Genomic DNA, 15,726 nt, shown 5'->3' with positions numbered 1-15,726 from the left:
GTGTATGGTTCTGACGGTAATTTATAGCACACTTTTCTCTAAAAGTTAGATTCCCAATTACTTTCTACTAATCCTGAAAATTTGCCTCAGTTTTACAGAATTTTATCTGAGGGTTTTCCCGCTTATGAGGCGGGTTATGTTACCAGTAATCCTTCTGAGAGCGATCGCTCATAACTACTTGAGATACTTACGTATTTTTTAGCTTGTATCATTATATTAATACTGTCTATATTGATAGTACTAACAGTCTGCTTGTATTCGGCTACTAATCAATTTATCTAAATCAATCAGCCTCCTGTAAAACTTAATACAAACAAAAAACCATCGGTTACACAATTTTATCTATAGTTACTCACGTTTTGTATAGGTTACTAGTCCTATACAGGTTGCATTTAATATTGTATATTTTACTGCTAAAAAATATTCTTTTTGTTTGAATAAAAAATTAACCTTTTCCATAAAAAATAGTTTTCCCTTGCTTTTTTTGATTGATATAGTGGTCATCAACAAAAGCTAGTTTCTCATTATCAAGCAATATTAAGCCGTTAATTTCTATACTCTTTGATTATTCATTTAAGATGATATGATTAGTTCCTGATTTTAATCACATTTTAGTACAACAATGCTACGGTTTAAAGATAAGTTTTATAAAAAAATTTAAATAAAATTTAATATTGTTGTATTCTATGTATATAATTATAGAAATCCATGATTATTATTAATAATTATCAAAAAACGATTTAGTCTATTATCGTACAATAAACTGATAAAATACAGAATCTGTGTTAATTATTGAAATACTTTGTCTAGGCTGCAAGTAAAAAGTATTGAAAAGTACGTTTTGCAGATAAATATTCATTTTAGCCATCAAATATCAACTAAATAAACAGTTTATTTGCGCCAAACAACTAAGATTACACCCACAACAATCAAGCTTAAACCAACTAAGCGAATTAAAGGTATAGGCTCTTTCAATATCCAATAGCCAAGCAACACAGAAAAAAATGTAACCTATAGATACAGATGGGCCAGCAACGCTCAAGTTCACTCTAGAGAGTAGCAGGATATAAAACATAGCACCAAAACCATAGCAAGTTAATCCAATCAATAGTTCTGGTATTGTGATAATACCAAGGATATGAGTGATTGCGTTGCCTAAGTTAACTCTGCCTAGTTTATTTGCGCCTATTTTCAAAAAAAATTGTCCGGCTGTGCTGATGAGGATTGATACAATTAATAAACTAAATTCTTGCGGGGTCATAAGCTGTTATATCGTGTTCGGTGAAATAATTATCATTAAGATCGCAGAGGGAGCAGAGGAGGGGATGTTTACATTTCTGCACAGATTTCCGGAATTATAACTAATTACCCGAACTTGATATTACACCTAAATTATACATTCAGCGTATATGAATTTTGGCTGACTAGAACTGGAAAATGATCGTTATTTTGAATAGACCTCTTGCACGAATCAAGAAAACAAAGCAAGTTCATAATTGAGAAGTCCAGCAATCAAGTTGCAACGTAAGCCAAAACGTCTTCTACGGTTACGATATTGTTATTTGTTCAGTTACAGAATCTTTGCCTCAATTCCCTACCCATCAACCTCTGGTATAATGGGCGACCCCTTCAGAGCGAACGCATCTAAATATAGTACATATACACTAAAAGACTGAGAAAGGTAGCGATCGCTGATGATATGGAGATTGAGCAATGAGGCTTTGATGGCAAAGTCATTGTAAAACGTAGAAGAAGAAAGTCCCAAAAAGCGTGAAGCTCAAGCCCAAAATCACGATTACTGAGTACTTTGCACAGATGGAAGATCCAAGAGTAGAGCGGACAAAGCGACACAAGTTAATTGATATTTTAAGCATTGCAATTTGTGCAGTAATTTGTGGAGCAGATAGTTGGGTGGCAATTGAACTGTATGGCTGCACAAAATATGAGTGGTTAAAAACGTTTTTAGAACTACCAAATGGCATCCCGTCGCATGACACATTGGCAAGGGTATTTGCACAATTGAATCCTCAACAATTTCAAGAATGTTTCTTGAACTGGATGAAATCAGTACAAAAGATAAAGGATGGTCATGAAATCAGCAATTATGCGATGTTAGCAGGAATTCAATCTTAGGTTGATCCTGATTCAGTTTGGTCAAACTTTCATAGTATTGGGATGGTAGAGTCCGTCCGGCAAGTAGATGATAAAACAACAGTGGAGACTCGTTATTTTATTAGTAATGATGCCAAACAATTTACTAACTCTGTTCGCCATCTCTGGGGAATAGAAAATTCATTACATTGGGGCGGCAGCGCGTTGCGGAGGTTCCCGCCGTTGTAGCGACTGCCGTTATTGGATGTAGTTTTAAAAGAAGATGACTGTCGGGTTAGAAAAGATAATGCTCCACAAAATTGTGCACTCATGAAGCAGATAGCAGTAAACCTGTTAGGTAAAGAAAAGCGGGTCAAACGCGGAATTAAAAATAAACAGTTTCTGGCAACAATGAATAATAACTATTTAGAGAGAGTTTTATCATTAGCTGTGTCCAAGGACAAGCCGCAAAGCGTCTACGCATCCAAAATTGGAATATGGAACTAGAGCAAACAAAATCTACGCTCAAATTAAGCTCATCTTAGCTTAGTAGCATGGCTCGTACAGAAATTTGCTAAGATGTAGCTTTTGTTTGATCAATTGATTGTGCCAAAAAAGCTGGGAATTTTAGTCGATATAATCTGTTGGCATTTGTTTTTCAACAGTACTATCGGAAATTGGACGACTCCCATCTATTTCTATCGTGTCTTGAATTTGAAAGCTATTCTTAGTAATTGGACGTTGACCGTCTATCTCAAGAATTTCCTCCACCTCTAAATCATTAGGATCAATTGGTCGTTGTCCGTCTACGATTAACATCTCATGGTCTTGGAGATTGCTCTTAGCAATTGGGCGTTGACCATCTATATTTATTGTTTTCTCAGCATAATTTTTAGCTTTTACAATTGGCCTCTGTCCATCTACATCAATCGTTTCCTTAATTTCAATATTACTTGAGTCAACTGGACGTTGACCATCTATCAGGATTTTTTTTCCTCGTTTGTGTCAGTTTGTTAGGTGATGACTCTGAAGGCATACTAATTTGCTACCTATTAATTTAAAAAATATTTTCTTAACAGCTTGTTTGAAATCATTAATCACTTTATTAAATAAAAACATAAAAGTCTTCTGCCACAGCACAGAATATATCTCTTACTTGAGAGCGAGTCGGTATCTCTCTAACAGCACTTTTGTATCTCTTTCTCAAGATACTGCTATGAAAAGGATGTGATTGTTATTTTATAAAAATGGCACTAGTTACACCAAGATATCATAGAAAATTAGTAGAATCATCCGAAAAGTTGACTCACAAGCATTTGACAGCCGAGCGAATGCAAGATATTCGTTTGTTACTACAAAACTTAGTTAATAGTGAGGAAGCAACTCTTAAGCTTGTGCTGGATTGTCTTTATGATATTGGTGCAGTCAATCTCATCTCATTGATCAAAAGTTTCGTCTTCGTTTTTTAAATAAAACGATGAAAATGATTGTGCGAATGTCCAAGCCTATATTTAGAGTTTACGCTTGGCGTTGGTTTAGGAAAAAAAGTCCTCTGCTAATTGCTAATTGGTTACAAACTCAAGTAGCGTTTGTGACTCCAACGATTAAACCAAAAAACGTAGTTGTTGAAGTTCCACAAGGAAAACCATATTCTTCAGTAGAGGCAGATAGCCTAAGAAAAGAAATTGTGTATTTACGTCAACAGATGAAATGGCTCACAGTAATTACAGTAGTTGCTCTTTCAGCTTTAGGTATAACAGTTATTACATTAAACTATAGCCCAATACCACCACTACAAAGCAGGCAACCAATTCCATTTATTCTGCCTGATTAGAAGTTATTTTATTAAGTATTTCCGTCTCAAATACTTAAGAATAAGCAGAAGGTTTTGTCAGAGTGGGGATTTTGTCCCATACTTGTAGAAAGCGCGAAAATCTACCTAATGAGGAATTCTCGTGTCTAGTAAATTGCGATAAGTTGCACAAAATGAACCGATTTGTTGCTGCAACCAGATGGATACCAACCCCCAGCCCCAACCGCCCTTCCACGAAACCAATGAAAATACCCCAGAGATTGGTGGTGGGTTGCCTGTAATTGAGTATTGGGCAAAGCACACTCTCTCACCAGAAGGGCCACATCTTTGGAAAACCCTGTTTCACAAGAGTGCTTGCCTGTCATGCTCCTGGGGGACTGGTGGACAAAAAGGTGGATTCACCAATGAAGCGGGTGAGAAATTACAACGCTGCATGAAAAGTGTAGAAGCAATTTCAGCCGAAATCCAACCTCCAGTTCCAGTCCACTTCTTTGATGACCACAAGATTGCTGACCTCCAACAGCTATCTTCTATGGAAGCGGATCGATTGGGAAGACTGAGCTTTCCTGTGATTCGACGGGCAGGTCGTGACCACTATGAGCGCATTTCTTGGGATGAAATTTATGCGATCGCCACAGATGCCTTTAAGAAACCACCAGAGCGAGTTGCATCCTACAGTTCTGGGCGCGGCTCTAACGAAGCGGCATTTTTACTACAACTACTGCTGCGAACTTTGGGTTCAAATAATTTGGCAGATTGTTCAGATTTGTGCCATGCTCCTTCCACAACCGCACTCAAGGAGATGTTTGGCACAAACACCTCAATCGTCAGCCTGGAAAGTTTGAAGCAGGCAGATTGTGTAGTGTTAGCAGGGGCAAATTCTGCTTATAACCATCCACGTTTGATGAATGAGTTGATCAAACTGCGAGACAGGGGTGGCAAAGTGATTGTGATCAATCCGGTGATGGAAATTGGATTGGTGAAATTTGGCTCTCCGGCATTCCCAGTTAAGTCTTTGATTCCTGGTTCTGAGATTGCTTCGCTGTATCTCCAACCGATTCCCGGTAGTGATGTGGCACTGTTTGTGGGCATTCAGAAGGCGTTAATTGAACAGGGGTTTGTGCAGTACGACTTTTTGCAAGCGCATACCCAAGGGTGGGAAGCGGTATTAGAACAGGCGCGATCGCTTTCTTGGGAAACTATCACGACTACCTGCGGTGTGTCCCAGCCAGAAATTGCCGCCGCCGCAACCATCATCGGCACATCAAAAGGTGTGGTCTTTGGTTGGGCAATGGGAATTACGCAACATACCAATGGTGTGGATAATGTCTATAGCATCGCCAATACAGCATTGATTAGCGGTCAGATTGGCAAAATGGGAGCCGGAGTTATGCCAGTACGGGGACATTCCAACGTGCAGGGCTTTGGCTCAATGGGTGTCACTGTGAAGCTCAAAGAAGAGATTAAGCAGGCGTTGGAGCAGTTGTTGGGGCGATCGCTCTCTTTACCCAAGGGTTATCATACTCGTGACCTCATCGAAGCAGCAGAAGCGGGCAAAGTAGATAGTCTCATGTGTGTAGGTGGTAATATATATGGTGCTAATCCTGACTCAGCACAGGCAAAACGGGCATTGGGTAACATCGATACCATCATCTATCTCGCTACTAAACCCAATATTGGGCACTTTCACGGATTGGCGAAAACTCACACAATCATTATTCCCGTCCTCAACCGATTTGAAAACCCACACAAAACCACTGTTGAATCCGGTAACAACTTTGTACGCCTCAATGATGAAGGCAAAACTCACCTCAAGAATGCAGATTTAATTTCCGAAGTTCAGTTTTTAACTGAACTGGCCCATCGGTTGCTGGGTAAGTATCCTGTCGAGTGGCGTAAACTGCAAGATACTCGCTACGTGCGGCAACTGATTGCCACAACTATTCCTGGCTATGAAAAAATTGCGACGATTGACGACACTAGCGAAGAGTTCATCATCTCTGGGCGCATCGTCACCGAACCCCATTTTAAAACACCGTCAGGCAAGGCAAAAATGTTAACTACGCCACTGCCAAATCTAGCTCTACCTCAACCTCAAGACTTTGACATTGATCAAAGAGCAAATAGTCTTGTACTGGCATTAATGACTGGACGCAGTTATTCCCAACACAACACTGTGGTTTACAAAATTGACGATCAGTACCGGGGAATGCCCCATCGCCACTGCATTTTGATGAATCGCTTGGATGCAGAAAAGATTGGGTTAGCCCAACATGATCTCGTTACAGTACAGGGCGATGCCGACAAACTAGAGAACGTGGAAGTGATTTACGGGGCTGTGCGAGAAGGTGCAGCGTTGATGTTTTATCCGGAGGTGAATGTCATTTTTAAAGCCAGAACAGAAACACGCTGCGGTACGCCTGCTTACAAACGGGTGCCGGTGGTAGTTTATGGAAAATAGCGATCGCCACATTGAGCGGCTATTTCAACCTGGAGACCCACTATTAGTCAACCAAAAGGACAACAGTTGACGAATTTCTGTTAAATACTCCAGTTCGCAATTTATAGATAACGCTTCGAGGTTTTGAGGTGCTTGTATTTAAAATAAATTACTGACATTGGGTTCTCAATTGCAAATTGCGAATTGCGAATTGTTCTTGGAAAGACTGAATCTGTTGCAGTTGCTTACATCTGGAGAGCGGTTGCGGGGTTCTGATGAACGGATGCAGGAGTTTAAGGTTCGCGCACTACAGCATCTGTACCTGATCAAGAATTACCTGAACGTAACTATTTCGGAGAAACTGACTCCGGTAGCGATCGCACAGAAGTTACTCAATAAGGTTGATCTGCGGCTGTCGCGTATGTGGGGCGGTTGGGGCCGAGGGGTAAGCGGGAGAGTGTGTATAAGTTTGTTGCGCCTGATGATGGACGGGATGAGATTTTCCAGAAGTGGATGATTTTTATCGAAAAACGAGCATAACTCAATTTCCAACTTCAGCTATTAGGTTCAGCTGAATCGTCATAAACTAAATTGGGAACTAATGAAAACTGTTGCCTTTAGAGGAACAATGAGTGAAAGTAAGATACCGGCGATCCTAGAAACCTTTGAGGCAGACTTGCTGTTGGAGTGGACTCAGGAGTTAGCTACTATCAATATTCGCAGAGGCTTGATCAAAGAAGCAGAGCTACAAGAGGAGTGCCGGGAATTCCTGAGCTTGTTTCGGCTCGCCGTTGGACAGGGAACGTTGAGCAATATTCAGGCAGGGGAGTGGCAAGAGATGCGCTCGATGCTAACCGGCATCTCTCGATCGCGATCGCAACAAGGTTTCACACCCTCGGAAACAGCTACATTTGTCTTTTCGTTCAAGCAACCCCTGTTCAACCGAATGCGTCAGCAATTACAAGACCCCATTGAGTTAGGTGAAGAGATATGGTTAGCCACCAACCTACTAGATCAGCTGGGATTGCTGACAATGGAAGCGTATCAAAAAGCGCGCGAAGAAGTGATTTTGCGGCAACAGGAAGAGTTGATGGAGCTGTCTACCCCAGTAATTAAACTCTGGGAGGGAATTTTGGCATTACCCATTATCGGCACTCTGGATAGTACGCGGACTCAAATGATGATGGAGTCGTTATTGCAGAAAATTGTGGAAACGGGGTCAGAAGTTGCCATTATAGACATTACCGGGGTTGCAACCGTGGATACTCTCACTGCTCAACATCTACTTAAGACAGTTACAGCTGCCCGTCTCATGGGAGCCGATTGTATGATCAGTGGCATTCGTCCTCAAATTGCCCAAACGATCGTTTATCTCGGCATTGATTTGACTGATGTTACAACAAAGGCAACGTTAGCCGATGCCTTTCTCTCTGCACTAAAACTTTTGGGAGCTACCATTACCCGATCTCAACCCAAATAGGTAGGCAGGAGAAAAGAATGGAACACATTCCGATACTCGAAATGGGCAATTTCCTGCTTGTGACAATCCAAGTGGATATGCACGATCAGCTTGCTATGACACTACAGGATGACTTGACCAACCGCATCTCTCAAACTAATGCTGACGGTGTATTGATTGATATCTCTGCGTTAGAGATTGTTGATTCTTTCGTTGGGAGGATTTTAGGAAACATTGCCAGAATGTCAAGGGTGCTGGATGCCCAAACAGTTGTCGTTGGGATGCAGCCTGCTGTGGCAATTACCTTGGTAGAATTGGGGCTGTCGCTGACGGACATTTGGACTGCCTTAAACGTAGAAAAGGGTATGGCACTGTTGCGCTCTTCGCTGAATAAAACCAAAAATCAGGTCAAATGGCGTGCAGATGACGATGCAGCAGACTGAAACGCTCAATATTCAAACTTCTATAGATATAGTATTAGTTCGGCAAGCTGTGCGCCAGATGGCCGTAGAGATTGGCTTAAGTTTAGTAGACCAAACTAAAATTGTGACCGCAGCCAGTGAGTTAGCCCGCAATACCCTAGAATACGGGGAAGGTGGCACAGTCAAGCTAGAAATGCTTCAAGAAGGAAGAAAACGAGGACTCCGGTTAACTTTTGAAGATCAGGGGCCGGGAATTCCCAATATTGAGATGGCACTGAAGGATGGATTCACCACTGGGAGCGGGTTAGGGATGGGACTGGGCGGTGCCAAACGACTGGCAAACGAGTTTGAAATTCAGTCTGCGGTGGGAGAAGGAACACGGGTAATAATTGTACGATGGAAATAAAATGAGAGAATCTGTCGCTATTCCAATTACTGAATCTAGCCAGACGGGAGAAGCGCGACGGGTAGCGATCGCTTTAGCAACTCGGCTCGGTTTTCAGGAAATCCAACGGGGCAAGGTTGGTATTGTGGTGACAGAGGTGGCGAATAATCTGATCCAGCACGCTCAGGGCGGTGTGTTATTGCTAAGATTGCTCGAACACGAATCAGCCATCGGGATTGAAGTCTTGTCCTTAGATAAAGGACGGGGAATGATTGATGTGGATGAGTGTTTGCAAGATGGCTTTTCCACAGCCGGAACCTTAGGCAATGGATTAGGGGCAATTCGTCGCCTGTCTGGTTTATTTGAAATTTACTCTATTCCCAACAAAGGTACGGCTGTCCTCTCTCACCTTTGGTCAAACTCGGCACTCCATTCGCCCCACAAAACTTTAGACATTGGGGTGATCTCTTTGCCCAAGCGAGGGGAAGAAATTTCTGGAGATGCTTGGGCATATCAAATGGATAATTGCCGTAGCCTATTGTTAGTAGCCGATGGCTTAGGGCATGGTTCTGCGGCGGCTACTGCTTCCTTAAAAGCCGTAGAAATTTTTCAAGAACATCATCGCTCTCCTGGTGCGATCATTGAAGCTGCCCACGCTGCCTTGCGAAGTACGCGAGGAGCAGCACTCGCCATTGCCGAAATCGATTTTGAACAACAGTCTGTCCGCTTTGCCGGAATTGGTAATATCGCTGCCAGCATTTTCTCTTTCGCTAAACGCCACCATCTGCTGTCTCACAACGGCACGGTAGGACATGAAATCCGCAAGATTCAAGAATTTAGCTACCCCTGGTATGCAAACGGACTTTTAATTATGCATTCTGACGGATTAGATCCTAAGTGGCAGCTTGATCGCTATCCAGGCTTGAGTCAAAAACATCCCAGCCTGATTGCAGGCGTGTTATACCGGGACTTTAACCGAGAGCGGGACGATGTGACGGTGTTAGTGGCTAAAGGAATGGGCAGTTAAGGCAGAAGGCTAATAAGTAATGAGTAATAAGTAATGAGTAATGAGTAATAAGTAATGAGTAAATACCTCATTATTCATAAAGTAAAATTGAATTATCACATTCTTTTTTACTTATGATTAATTATAGCGCAAATATCAGTATTCAAGAAAGAACAGAAAATTTTGCAATCAGAGTTATCAAAGCTTATTCTGAGCTAAATAAAAGACCTTTTGACGACGCTGGCAAAATCTTGTCTAAACAATTTTTAAGAAGCGGGACATCAATAGGTGCAAACTGTTCAGAAGCTACGCCAGTTGCTTCAAGTCGGCAAAGCCGCCCACAGCACTGGCTCAAATATGCACAATCAAATAAAGACTTTATCAATAAGTATTCTATAGCCTTAAAGGAAGCCAATGAAACCCTTTATTGGATAAAAATAATGATAAAATCGGAGTTTGTGTCAAAATCAAAATTTCAAAATCTGATAGAAGAGAATGAAAGAATTATTAAAATATTAACAACTTCAATCAACAAATTGAAAGAAAAATAAAAAATAATCCACTCATTACTCATTACTCATTACCCATTACTCATTTAATTTGGTTCTAATTATAAATGATTAACCGGACTTGATATGACAACTATTTTCACCGTCGAAATCCAGTACGAACAGGATGTTGTGCAAGCTCGGCAGCGAACTCGTGAGATTTCCGAGCAATTGGGGTTTGCTGCCCAAGACCAGGCAAGATTGGCAACGGCAGTTTCAGAAATTGCCCGTAACGCTTTTCAGTATGCCAGAGGTGGAACAGTTGAATTTTCTGTGGCAGGAGAACCGCAGACATTTGTGATTCGGATTCAGGATCAGGGTCAGGGAATTCCTCATTTGGCAGAGGTTTTGGCAGGACGCTATACCTCTAGTACAGGCATGGGGCTAGGCATTATGGGTAGCCGCAAACTGATAGATGTCTTTGAAATAGAATCGCTGCCGGGACAGGGAACAACGGTGGTGATGAGCAAAAAATTGTCGAAGCGTACACCTAATTTTACCGATTCGCAATTGCAGCAGATTCGCGAAACTGTGATGGAGCGATCGCCCCAAAATCCCTATGAAGAGATCCAGCGACAAAACCAGGAATTACTACGGGCAATGGCAGAGCTACGCAAGCGCGAGGAAGAACTGACCCAAATCAATCGGGAACTGGAAGATACTAATCGGGGTGTGGTTGCCCTCTACGCAGAATTAGATGAAAAGGCAAGCTCTTTGCAAAAGGTAAATGAGCTAAAAACCCGCTTTCTCTCGAACATGAGCCATGAGTTTCGTACACCCCTCAACTCGATTCTGTCGCTTTCTCGGATGCTGCTAGCCCAGATGGATGGTGATTTGACCGTCGAGCAAGAAAAGCAGGTGACATTTATCCAAAAGGCGGCGAACGGATTATCAGAACTGGTCAATGACCTGTTGGATTTGGCCAAGGTGGAAGCGGGAAAAATTGAAGTGCGTCCTAGTTCCTTTGAAGTTAGCGACTTGTTCGGCACGCTGCGGGGAATGCTACGCCCATTATTGGTTCAAGAATCTTCTGTTGCGTTGATTGTGGAGGAACCTGAAGGCATAGCTCCCCTTTATACTGATGAGGGCAAAGTCGCGCAAATTCTGAGAAACTTGGTCTCGAATGCACTCAAATTTACCCAGCAGGGAGAAGTGCGCGTGAGTGCTGTGCAGAACGATCATACCGTGACATTCTCTGTATCTGATACGGGCATTGGCATTGCGATCGCCGATCAAGAACGCATTTTTGAAGATTTTATCCAAATTGAGTCTTCGCTGCAAAAGCAGGTGAAGGGAACTGGGTTAGGATTGCCGTTATCACACAAGCTAGCGGAGCTACTGGGCGGTAGTATTTCGGTTAAAAGTGAGCTAGGTCAAGGCTCCACCTTTACGGCATCAATTCCGATCACTTATCCTTATACAACCGAATTTCCAACCCGACTGCAACCGATCGCATCCCTTGAACCAACTCGGCTGCCAATTTTAGCAGTTGAAGATCATCCAGAAACGCTATTTATTTACGAAAACCACCTTCAGCAGTCAACCTATCAATTAATTGCTACCCGCACCTTAGCCCAGGCAAGGCAAGTATTACAACAAGTCCGACCGATGGCGATTCTGCTAGATATTATGCTAGAAGGGCAAAACGGCTGGACGTTCTTGCGAGAACTAAAAGGAGATGAAACGACCTCCACCATTCCTGTACTCGTAATTACGATCATTGATAACGAGAAGCAAGCACTGGCACTAGGAGCTAACGGTTTTCTGATTAAGCCCGTAGACAGATTACAGCTATTAATCAAACTCAATACGCTAATTAATCAGAACAAGCCTCAAAAAATTTTGTTAATTGACGATGACCCTGCCTATCGGTATCTGATGAAACAGTTGTTAGTAAATACACCGTTGAGTATTTTAGAAGCTACGAATGGACGGGAAGGATTAGCGTTGGCACAACGCGAGCAACCGACTGCGATCGTGCTTGACTTGGAAATGCCAGAGTTCAGTGGGTTTGATGTACTCAAGGAGCTTAAACATAATTCAGTCACTTCGTCAATTCCCGTAATTATCCACTCATCGGCCCAATTAGATGCCCAAGCGGACAGATGGTTAGCAAAACAAAGTATTGCTATTCTTTCTAAAGAAACAGGATCTCAAACGGCAGCGATTGCCCAACTTCAAGAGGCCCTCGTCAAAGCCGGACTTGTTCTAGAGGTTTCAGGGGAAAGTCATGTCTGAGTCACAGGTTACAATTCTCCATGTGGATGATAACGAAGCCAATCGTTACGTTGTGACCCGGATTTTGCAAAATGCCGGCTTTAGGGTTGTGGAAGCAGCAACCGGAGCAGCAGGATTAAAGGCAGTTGTTGAGCATCTACCGGCTCTGGTAATTTTGGATGTCAAATTACCAGATATCAGGGGCTTTGAAGTTTGTCGCCAAATTAAGGCAAATCCCGAAACTGCTTTTATTCCTGTGCTGCACCTTTCGGCAAGTTTTATTCAAAGTCAGGATAAAGCAGAAGGCTTAGACAGTGGTGCTGATGCTTATCTTGTGCAACCGATTGAACCTATTGAACTGCTGGCTACAGTGCGATCGCTGCTGCGAATTCGACAGGCAGAAGAAGCAGCTTTATCTTCAGCACGAGAGTGGCAAACGACTTTTGACTCTATCAATGATGGTGTATGTCTAGTAGACCAAGAAGGCAGAGTGTTGCGCTGTAATCGAGCGATGATGCAACTGGTTCGCAAGCATCTAGCGAAATTTTAGGTCGCACCTACTATGAATTGATTAACTTAGAATGGGGAATCGGAGACGGAACTTGCTTTCACCATGCTAAAGAAACTCATCAACGACAGGTTTTAGAACTTCATTCTCAAGACAGATGGTTTGCCAAAACCATTGACCCAGTTTTTGATGAACATGGGAATCTCACAGGTGCTGTTTTCATCCTCTCTGATATCACCCAACGTAAGCGAGCAGAAGCTTTACTGCAAGAGCAAAACGCTCACCTTAATCGGCTGATGGTCTCTTTACAGGAACAGACCCAACAAGCGCAGCAAGCAAACCGCATCAAAGATGAATTTTTAGCAGTGCTGTCTCATGAATTGCGATCGCCTTTAAATCCGATTCTGGGATGGGCAAAAATCTTACAAACCAACCACCAGGACGCAGCTAAAACTCAGTATGCACTGGAAACAATCGAGCGCAATGCCAAGCTGCAAGCACAACTAATCGAAGATTTGCTTGATGTGTCGCGCATTCTCCAAGGCAAGTTGAGCTTGAAAACAGTTCCAGTCAGCCTAACTTTTACTATTAAAGCTGCCCTGGAAACGGTGCGGCTTGCTGCTGAAGCTAAATCTATTCAGATAAAGACAATATTTGAACCAAACGTTGGGCAAGTGTTGGGTGATTCTGGTCGCCTGCAACAAGTTGTTTGGAATCTGCTGACCAACGCTATTAAATTTACCTCACCGGGTGGTCAAGTCAAGGTGCAGTTAGAGACAGTAAAAGAATCAGATACTCATCCTGCGGAATACGCTCAAATCACGATCAGCGACACTGGTAGGGGGATTTCTGGTGACTTTCTGCCTTATGTCTTTGACTACTTCCGCCAAGCCGATGGGACGACAACCCGAAAATTTGGGGGGTTAGGGTTGGGGTTAGCGATCGTGCGTCATCTGGTTGAATTGCATGGGGGAACTGTTCAGGCAGCCAGCCCTGGAGAAGGGCAAGGAGCAACGTTTACAGTCAGGCTGCCACTCATCCCGACAGCAAAATTGAATCACAATGAGATTGCGCCTCATAATTTCTCAGACTTTAATTTTCATGGATTGCAAGTATTGCTAGTAGACGATGACACAGATTCACGAGAGTTGATTGCCTTCTTGCTAGAACAATATGGCTTTCAAGTGACTCAAGCTCAATCAGCACATGATGCTCTGAGCATTTTGGAGCAAGCAAAATTTGATCTGCTAATCAGTGATATTGGTATGCCCAATATGGATGGTTACACACTAATTCGTCACATTAGAAAGCTTTTACCCGACCAGGGCGGACAAATTCCGGCGATCGCCCTCACAGCTTATGCTGGAGAGGTTGATCAACAGCTTGCAATAGCCGCTGGATTTCAAGAGCATATTTCCAAACCAATTGAGCCAATGGTACTAATGCAGATTATTTTAACTACGGTAGGGGTATCTTCAAGGAGTTGTTAAATCGGGAGTGGGTGTTAGTCACTAAATAATATAGATATACAAAAACAAGTGAGTGACACAACATCATTATTTACACTCACCACTAATGATAATTGCAGGAATATAGGAATCATATTTGATTTTTGAAAAAAAACAAAGAGATAATACGGAGACAGGTAATAAGTATAAGGAAGAACAATGCTGAATCAGCACTTGCAGCAGGCGATCGCTGAACTAGAGGAATTTATAGTTCAAAATATAAATGCCCGTGAAGCGAGAAAAGGATTAGCAGTAAAGCTGGTTTATCAAGGTTACTTATATGAGGAAATCAAGAAAATTCTTGGTGTTTCACTTGGTTCAATAACAGGTTGGAAACAAGTATATGAGGAGAATGGTGTTGATGGTCTAAGACTAAATTATAAAGGAAGAAAAAGCTATTTGAGTAATGAGCAGCGAGAGGAAGTATTGAGTTGGCTTCAAACAAAGGATTATTGGGAAATAGGAGAATTAGAGTATAAACTAGCTTTTGAATACGATGTAGTTTACGAAACGAAAAAAAGTTACTACGATTTGTTTAAAGCAGCAGGAATAAGTTGGAAAAAAAACACGAAAGTTAACCCAAAAGCCGACCCAGATGCTGTTGATGCAAAAAAAAGAGATTGAAACATTGTTGGAAAACAACCGGAGCGAAATTGAAACAGGTAAATTAAGAGTGCTACTGATTGATGAATGTCATTTAATGTGGGGAGACTTAAGTGGTTATATATGGGGTAAAACAGACCAAGAAATTATGGTTCCGGTGGTCAATGAACGAGAGAAACAAACATATTATGGAGCCATTGACTATCTTCAAGGAGAATTAATACTTAAAACTTATGATGCTGGAAATTCCCAAAATACGATTGATTATCTACGTTATTTGCTAGATGAGTCTCCTAATCAGCAATTATTAATTTTTTGGGATGGTGCTAGTTACCATCGTTCTCAAGAAATTAAGAATTTTTTGGATGAACTGAATAAAGGACTTTCAACTGACCAGTGGAAAATACACTGCGTTCGTTTTGCTCCTAATTGTCCAACACAAAACCCTATTGAGGATGTTTGGTTGCAAGCCAAAACCTGGGTTCGACGTTTTTGTGCTTTGCTCCCTTCATTTTCTCATTTAAAATGGATGTTTGAATGGTTTATCCGTCACACTACCTTTGATTTTCCCACTCTTCAGATGTACGGAGCTTTTTCAAAAATCAAATATTAGTCCTATATATACTTATTAGTATGGATTAAAGCTTGAGAAAAAACCTAAATATTCTGATATCTTCGACAGTTTGTCAAATTTCAACCATGATTCGAGGTTAAATTGCTAAACTT

13 protein-coding genes and 3 pseudogenes are annotated in these 15,726 nt (G+C 41.9%); 13 read left to right on the top strand and 3 right to left on the bottom strand.

The genetic code is table 11. The features are described 5' to 3' along the window. Positions 1-891: 891 nt before the first annotated feature. Positions 892-1,261: pseudogene (locus ACX27_RS34205) on the bottom strand (EamA family transporter). Between the two features lie 509 nt (positions 1,262-1,770). On the opposite strand from ACX27_RS34205, the pseudogene ACX27_RS31130 reads away from it, so the two are divergent. Further along, positions 1,771-2,598: pseudogene (locus ACX27_RS31130) on the top strand (ISAs1 family transposase). A 120-nt stretch (positions 2,599-2,718) separates the two neighbouring features. Here the strand turns inward: ACX27_RS31130 and ACX27_RS34200 are convergent. Further along, positions 2,719-2,910 carry a hypothetical protein gene (locus ACX27_RS34200; protein WP_235526320.1) on the bottom strand — a complete coding sequence of 64 codons (192 nt, stop codon included), beginning with the start codon at positions 2,908-2,910 and terminating at the stop codon, positions 2,719-2,721. A 428-nt stretch (positions 2,911-3,338) separates the two neighbouring features. Between ACX27_RS34200 and ACX27_RS33005 the strand changes: the two genes are divergently transcribed. The 3 genes from ACX27_RS33005 to ACX27_RS21990 all read left to right on the top strand — a co-directional run bounded on the left by ACX27_RS33005 (position 3,339) and on the right by ACX27_RS21990 (position 6,365). Next, positions 3,339-3,560 carry a hypothetical protein gene (locus ACX27_RS33005; RefSeq protein ID WP_200929847.1) on the top strand — a complete coding sequence of 74 codons (222 nt, stop codon included), beginning with the start codon at positions 3,339-3,341 and terminating at the stop codon, positions 3,558-3,560. 8 nt (positions 3,561-3,568) lie between these two features. Next, positions 3,569-3,925 (top strand): hypothetical protein, encoded by a 357-nt coding sequence (locus ACX27_RS33000; RefSeq protein ID WP_200929842.1) that lies wholly within the window; start codon positions 3,569-3,571, stop codon positions 3,923-3,925. A 178-nt stretch (positions 3,926-4,103) separates the two neighbouring features. After that, positions 4,104-6,365, top strand: coding sequence for an FdhF/YdeP family oxidoreductase (locus ACX27_RS21990; RefSeq protein WP_062295534.1), 2,262 nt, complete (start codon positions 4,104-4,106; stop codon positions 6,363-6,365). A 371-nt stretch (positions 6,366-6,736) separates the two neighbouring features. On the opposite strand, the gene ACX27_RS32540 is transcribed toward ACX27_RS21990, so the two are convergent. Then, positions 6,737-6,889, bottom strand: a complete 153-nt coding sequence (locus tag ACX27_RS32540; protein ID WP_158507411.1) for a hypothetical protein — start codon at positions 6,887-6,889, stop codon at positions 6,737-6,739. Positions 6,890-6,972: 83 nt separating this feature from the next. Between ACX27_RS32540 and ACX27_RS21980 the strand changes: the two genes are divergently transcribed. The 9 genes and pseudogenes from ACX27_RS21980 to ACX27_RS31925 all read left to right on the top strand — a co-directional run. Continuing rightward, the gene (locus ACX27_RS21980) at positions 6,973-7,824 is read left to right on the top strand and encodes an STAS domain-containing protein (RefSeq protein WP_062298498.1); all 852 of its coding nucleotides are present in this window, start codon (positions 6,973-6,975) and stop codon (positions 7,822-7,824) included. Between the two features lie 17 nt (positions 7,825-7,841). Continuing rightward, positions 7,842-8,246, top strand: coding sequence for an STAS domain-containing protein (locus tag ACX27_RS21975; protein ID WP_062295531.1), 405 nt, complete (start codon positions 7,842-7,844; stop codon positions 8,244-8,246). Next, a complete protein-coding gene (locus tag ACX27_RS21970; protein WP_062295528.1) occupies positions 8,233-8,631 on the top strand; it encodes an anti-sigma regulatory factor in 399 nt (132 codons plus the stop codon). The genes ACX27_RS21975 and ACX27_RS21970 overlap by 14 nt, the downstream gene beginning before the upstream one ends. Position 8,632: 1 nt before the next feature. Beyond that, positions 8,633-9,637 (top strand): ATP-binding SpoIIE family protein phosphatase, encoded by a 1,005-nt coding sequence (locus ACX27_RS21965; protein ID WP_062295526.1) that lies wholly within the window; start codon positions 8,633-8,635, stop codon positions 9,635-9,637. A gap of 113 nt (positions 9,638-9,750) precedes the next feature. Next, positions 9,751-10,167: a four helix bundle protein gene (locus ACX27_RS21960; protein WP_062295524.1), complete on the top strand. Its 417-nt coding sequence runs from the start codon at positions 9,751-9,753 to the stop codon at positions 10,165-10,167. An 84-nt stretch (positions 10,168-10,251) separates the two neighbouring features. Next, positions 10,252-12,402 carry an ATP-binding protein gene (locus ACX27_RS21955; protein ID WP_062295522.1) on the top strand — a complete coding sequence of 717 codons (2,151 nt, stop codon included), beginning with the start codon at positions 10,252-10,254 and terminating at the stop codon, positions 12,400-12,402. Further along, a complete protein-coding gene (locus tag ACX27_RS34195) occupies positions 12,395-12,931 on the top strand; it encodes a response regulator (RefSeq protein ID WP_235526318.1) in 537 nt (178 codons plus the stop codon). The genes ACX27_RS21955 and ACX27_RS34195 overlap by 8 nt, the downstream gene beginning before the upstream one ends. Before the next feature lie 17 nt (positions 12,932-12,948). Next, positions 12,949-14,379, top strand: coding sequence for a hybrid sensor histidine kinase/response regulator (locus tag ACX27_RS34190; RefSeq protein ID WP_418006378.1), 1,431 nt, complete (start codon positions 12,949-12,951; stop codon positions 14,377-14,379). Between the two features lie 201 nt (positions 14,380-14,580). Beyond that, a pseudogene (locus ACX27_RS31925) lies at positions 14,581-15,613 on the top strand (IS630 family transposase); the annotation flags it as partial. Between the last annotated feature and the right edge of the window lie 113 nt (positions 15,614-15,726).

The organism is Nostoc piscinale CENA21, assembly GCF_001298445.1.
Lineage (GTDB): Bacteria > Cyanobacteriota > Cyanobacteriia > Cyanobacteriales > Nostocaceae > Nostoc_B > Nostoc_B piscinale_A.
The sequence above is the reverse complement of the archived record's forward strand: the minus strand, read 5'-3'. Positions and strand labels throughout refer to the sequence as shown.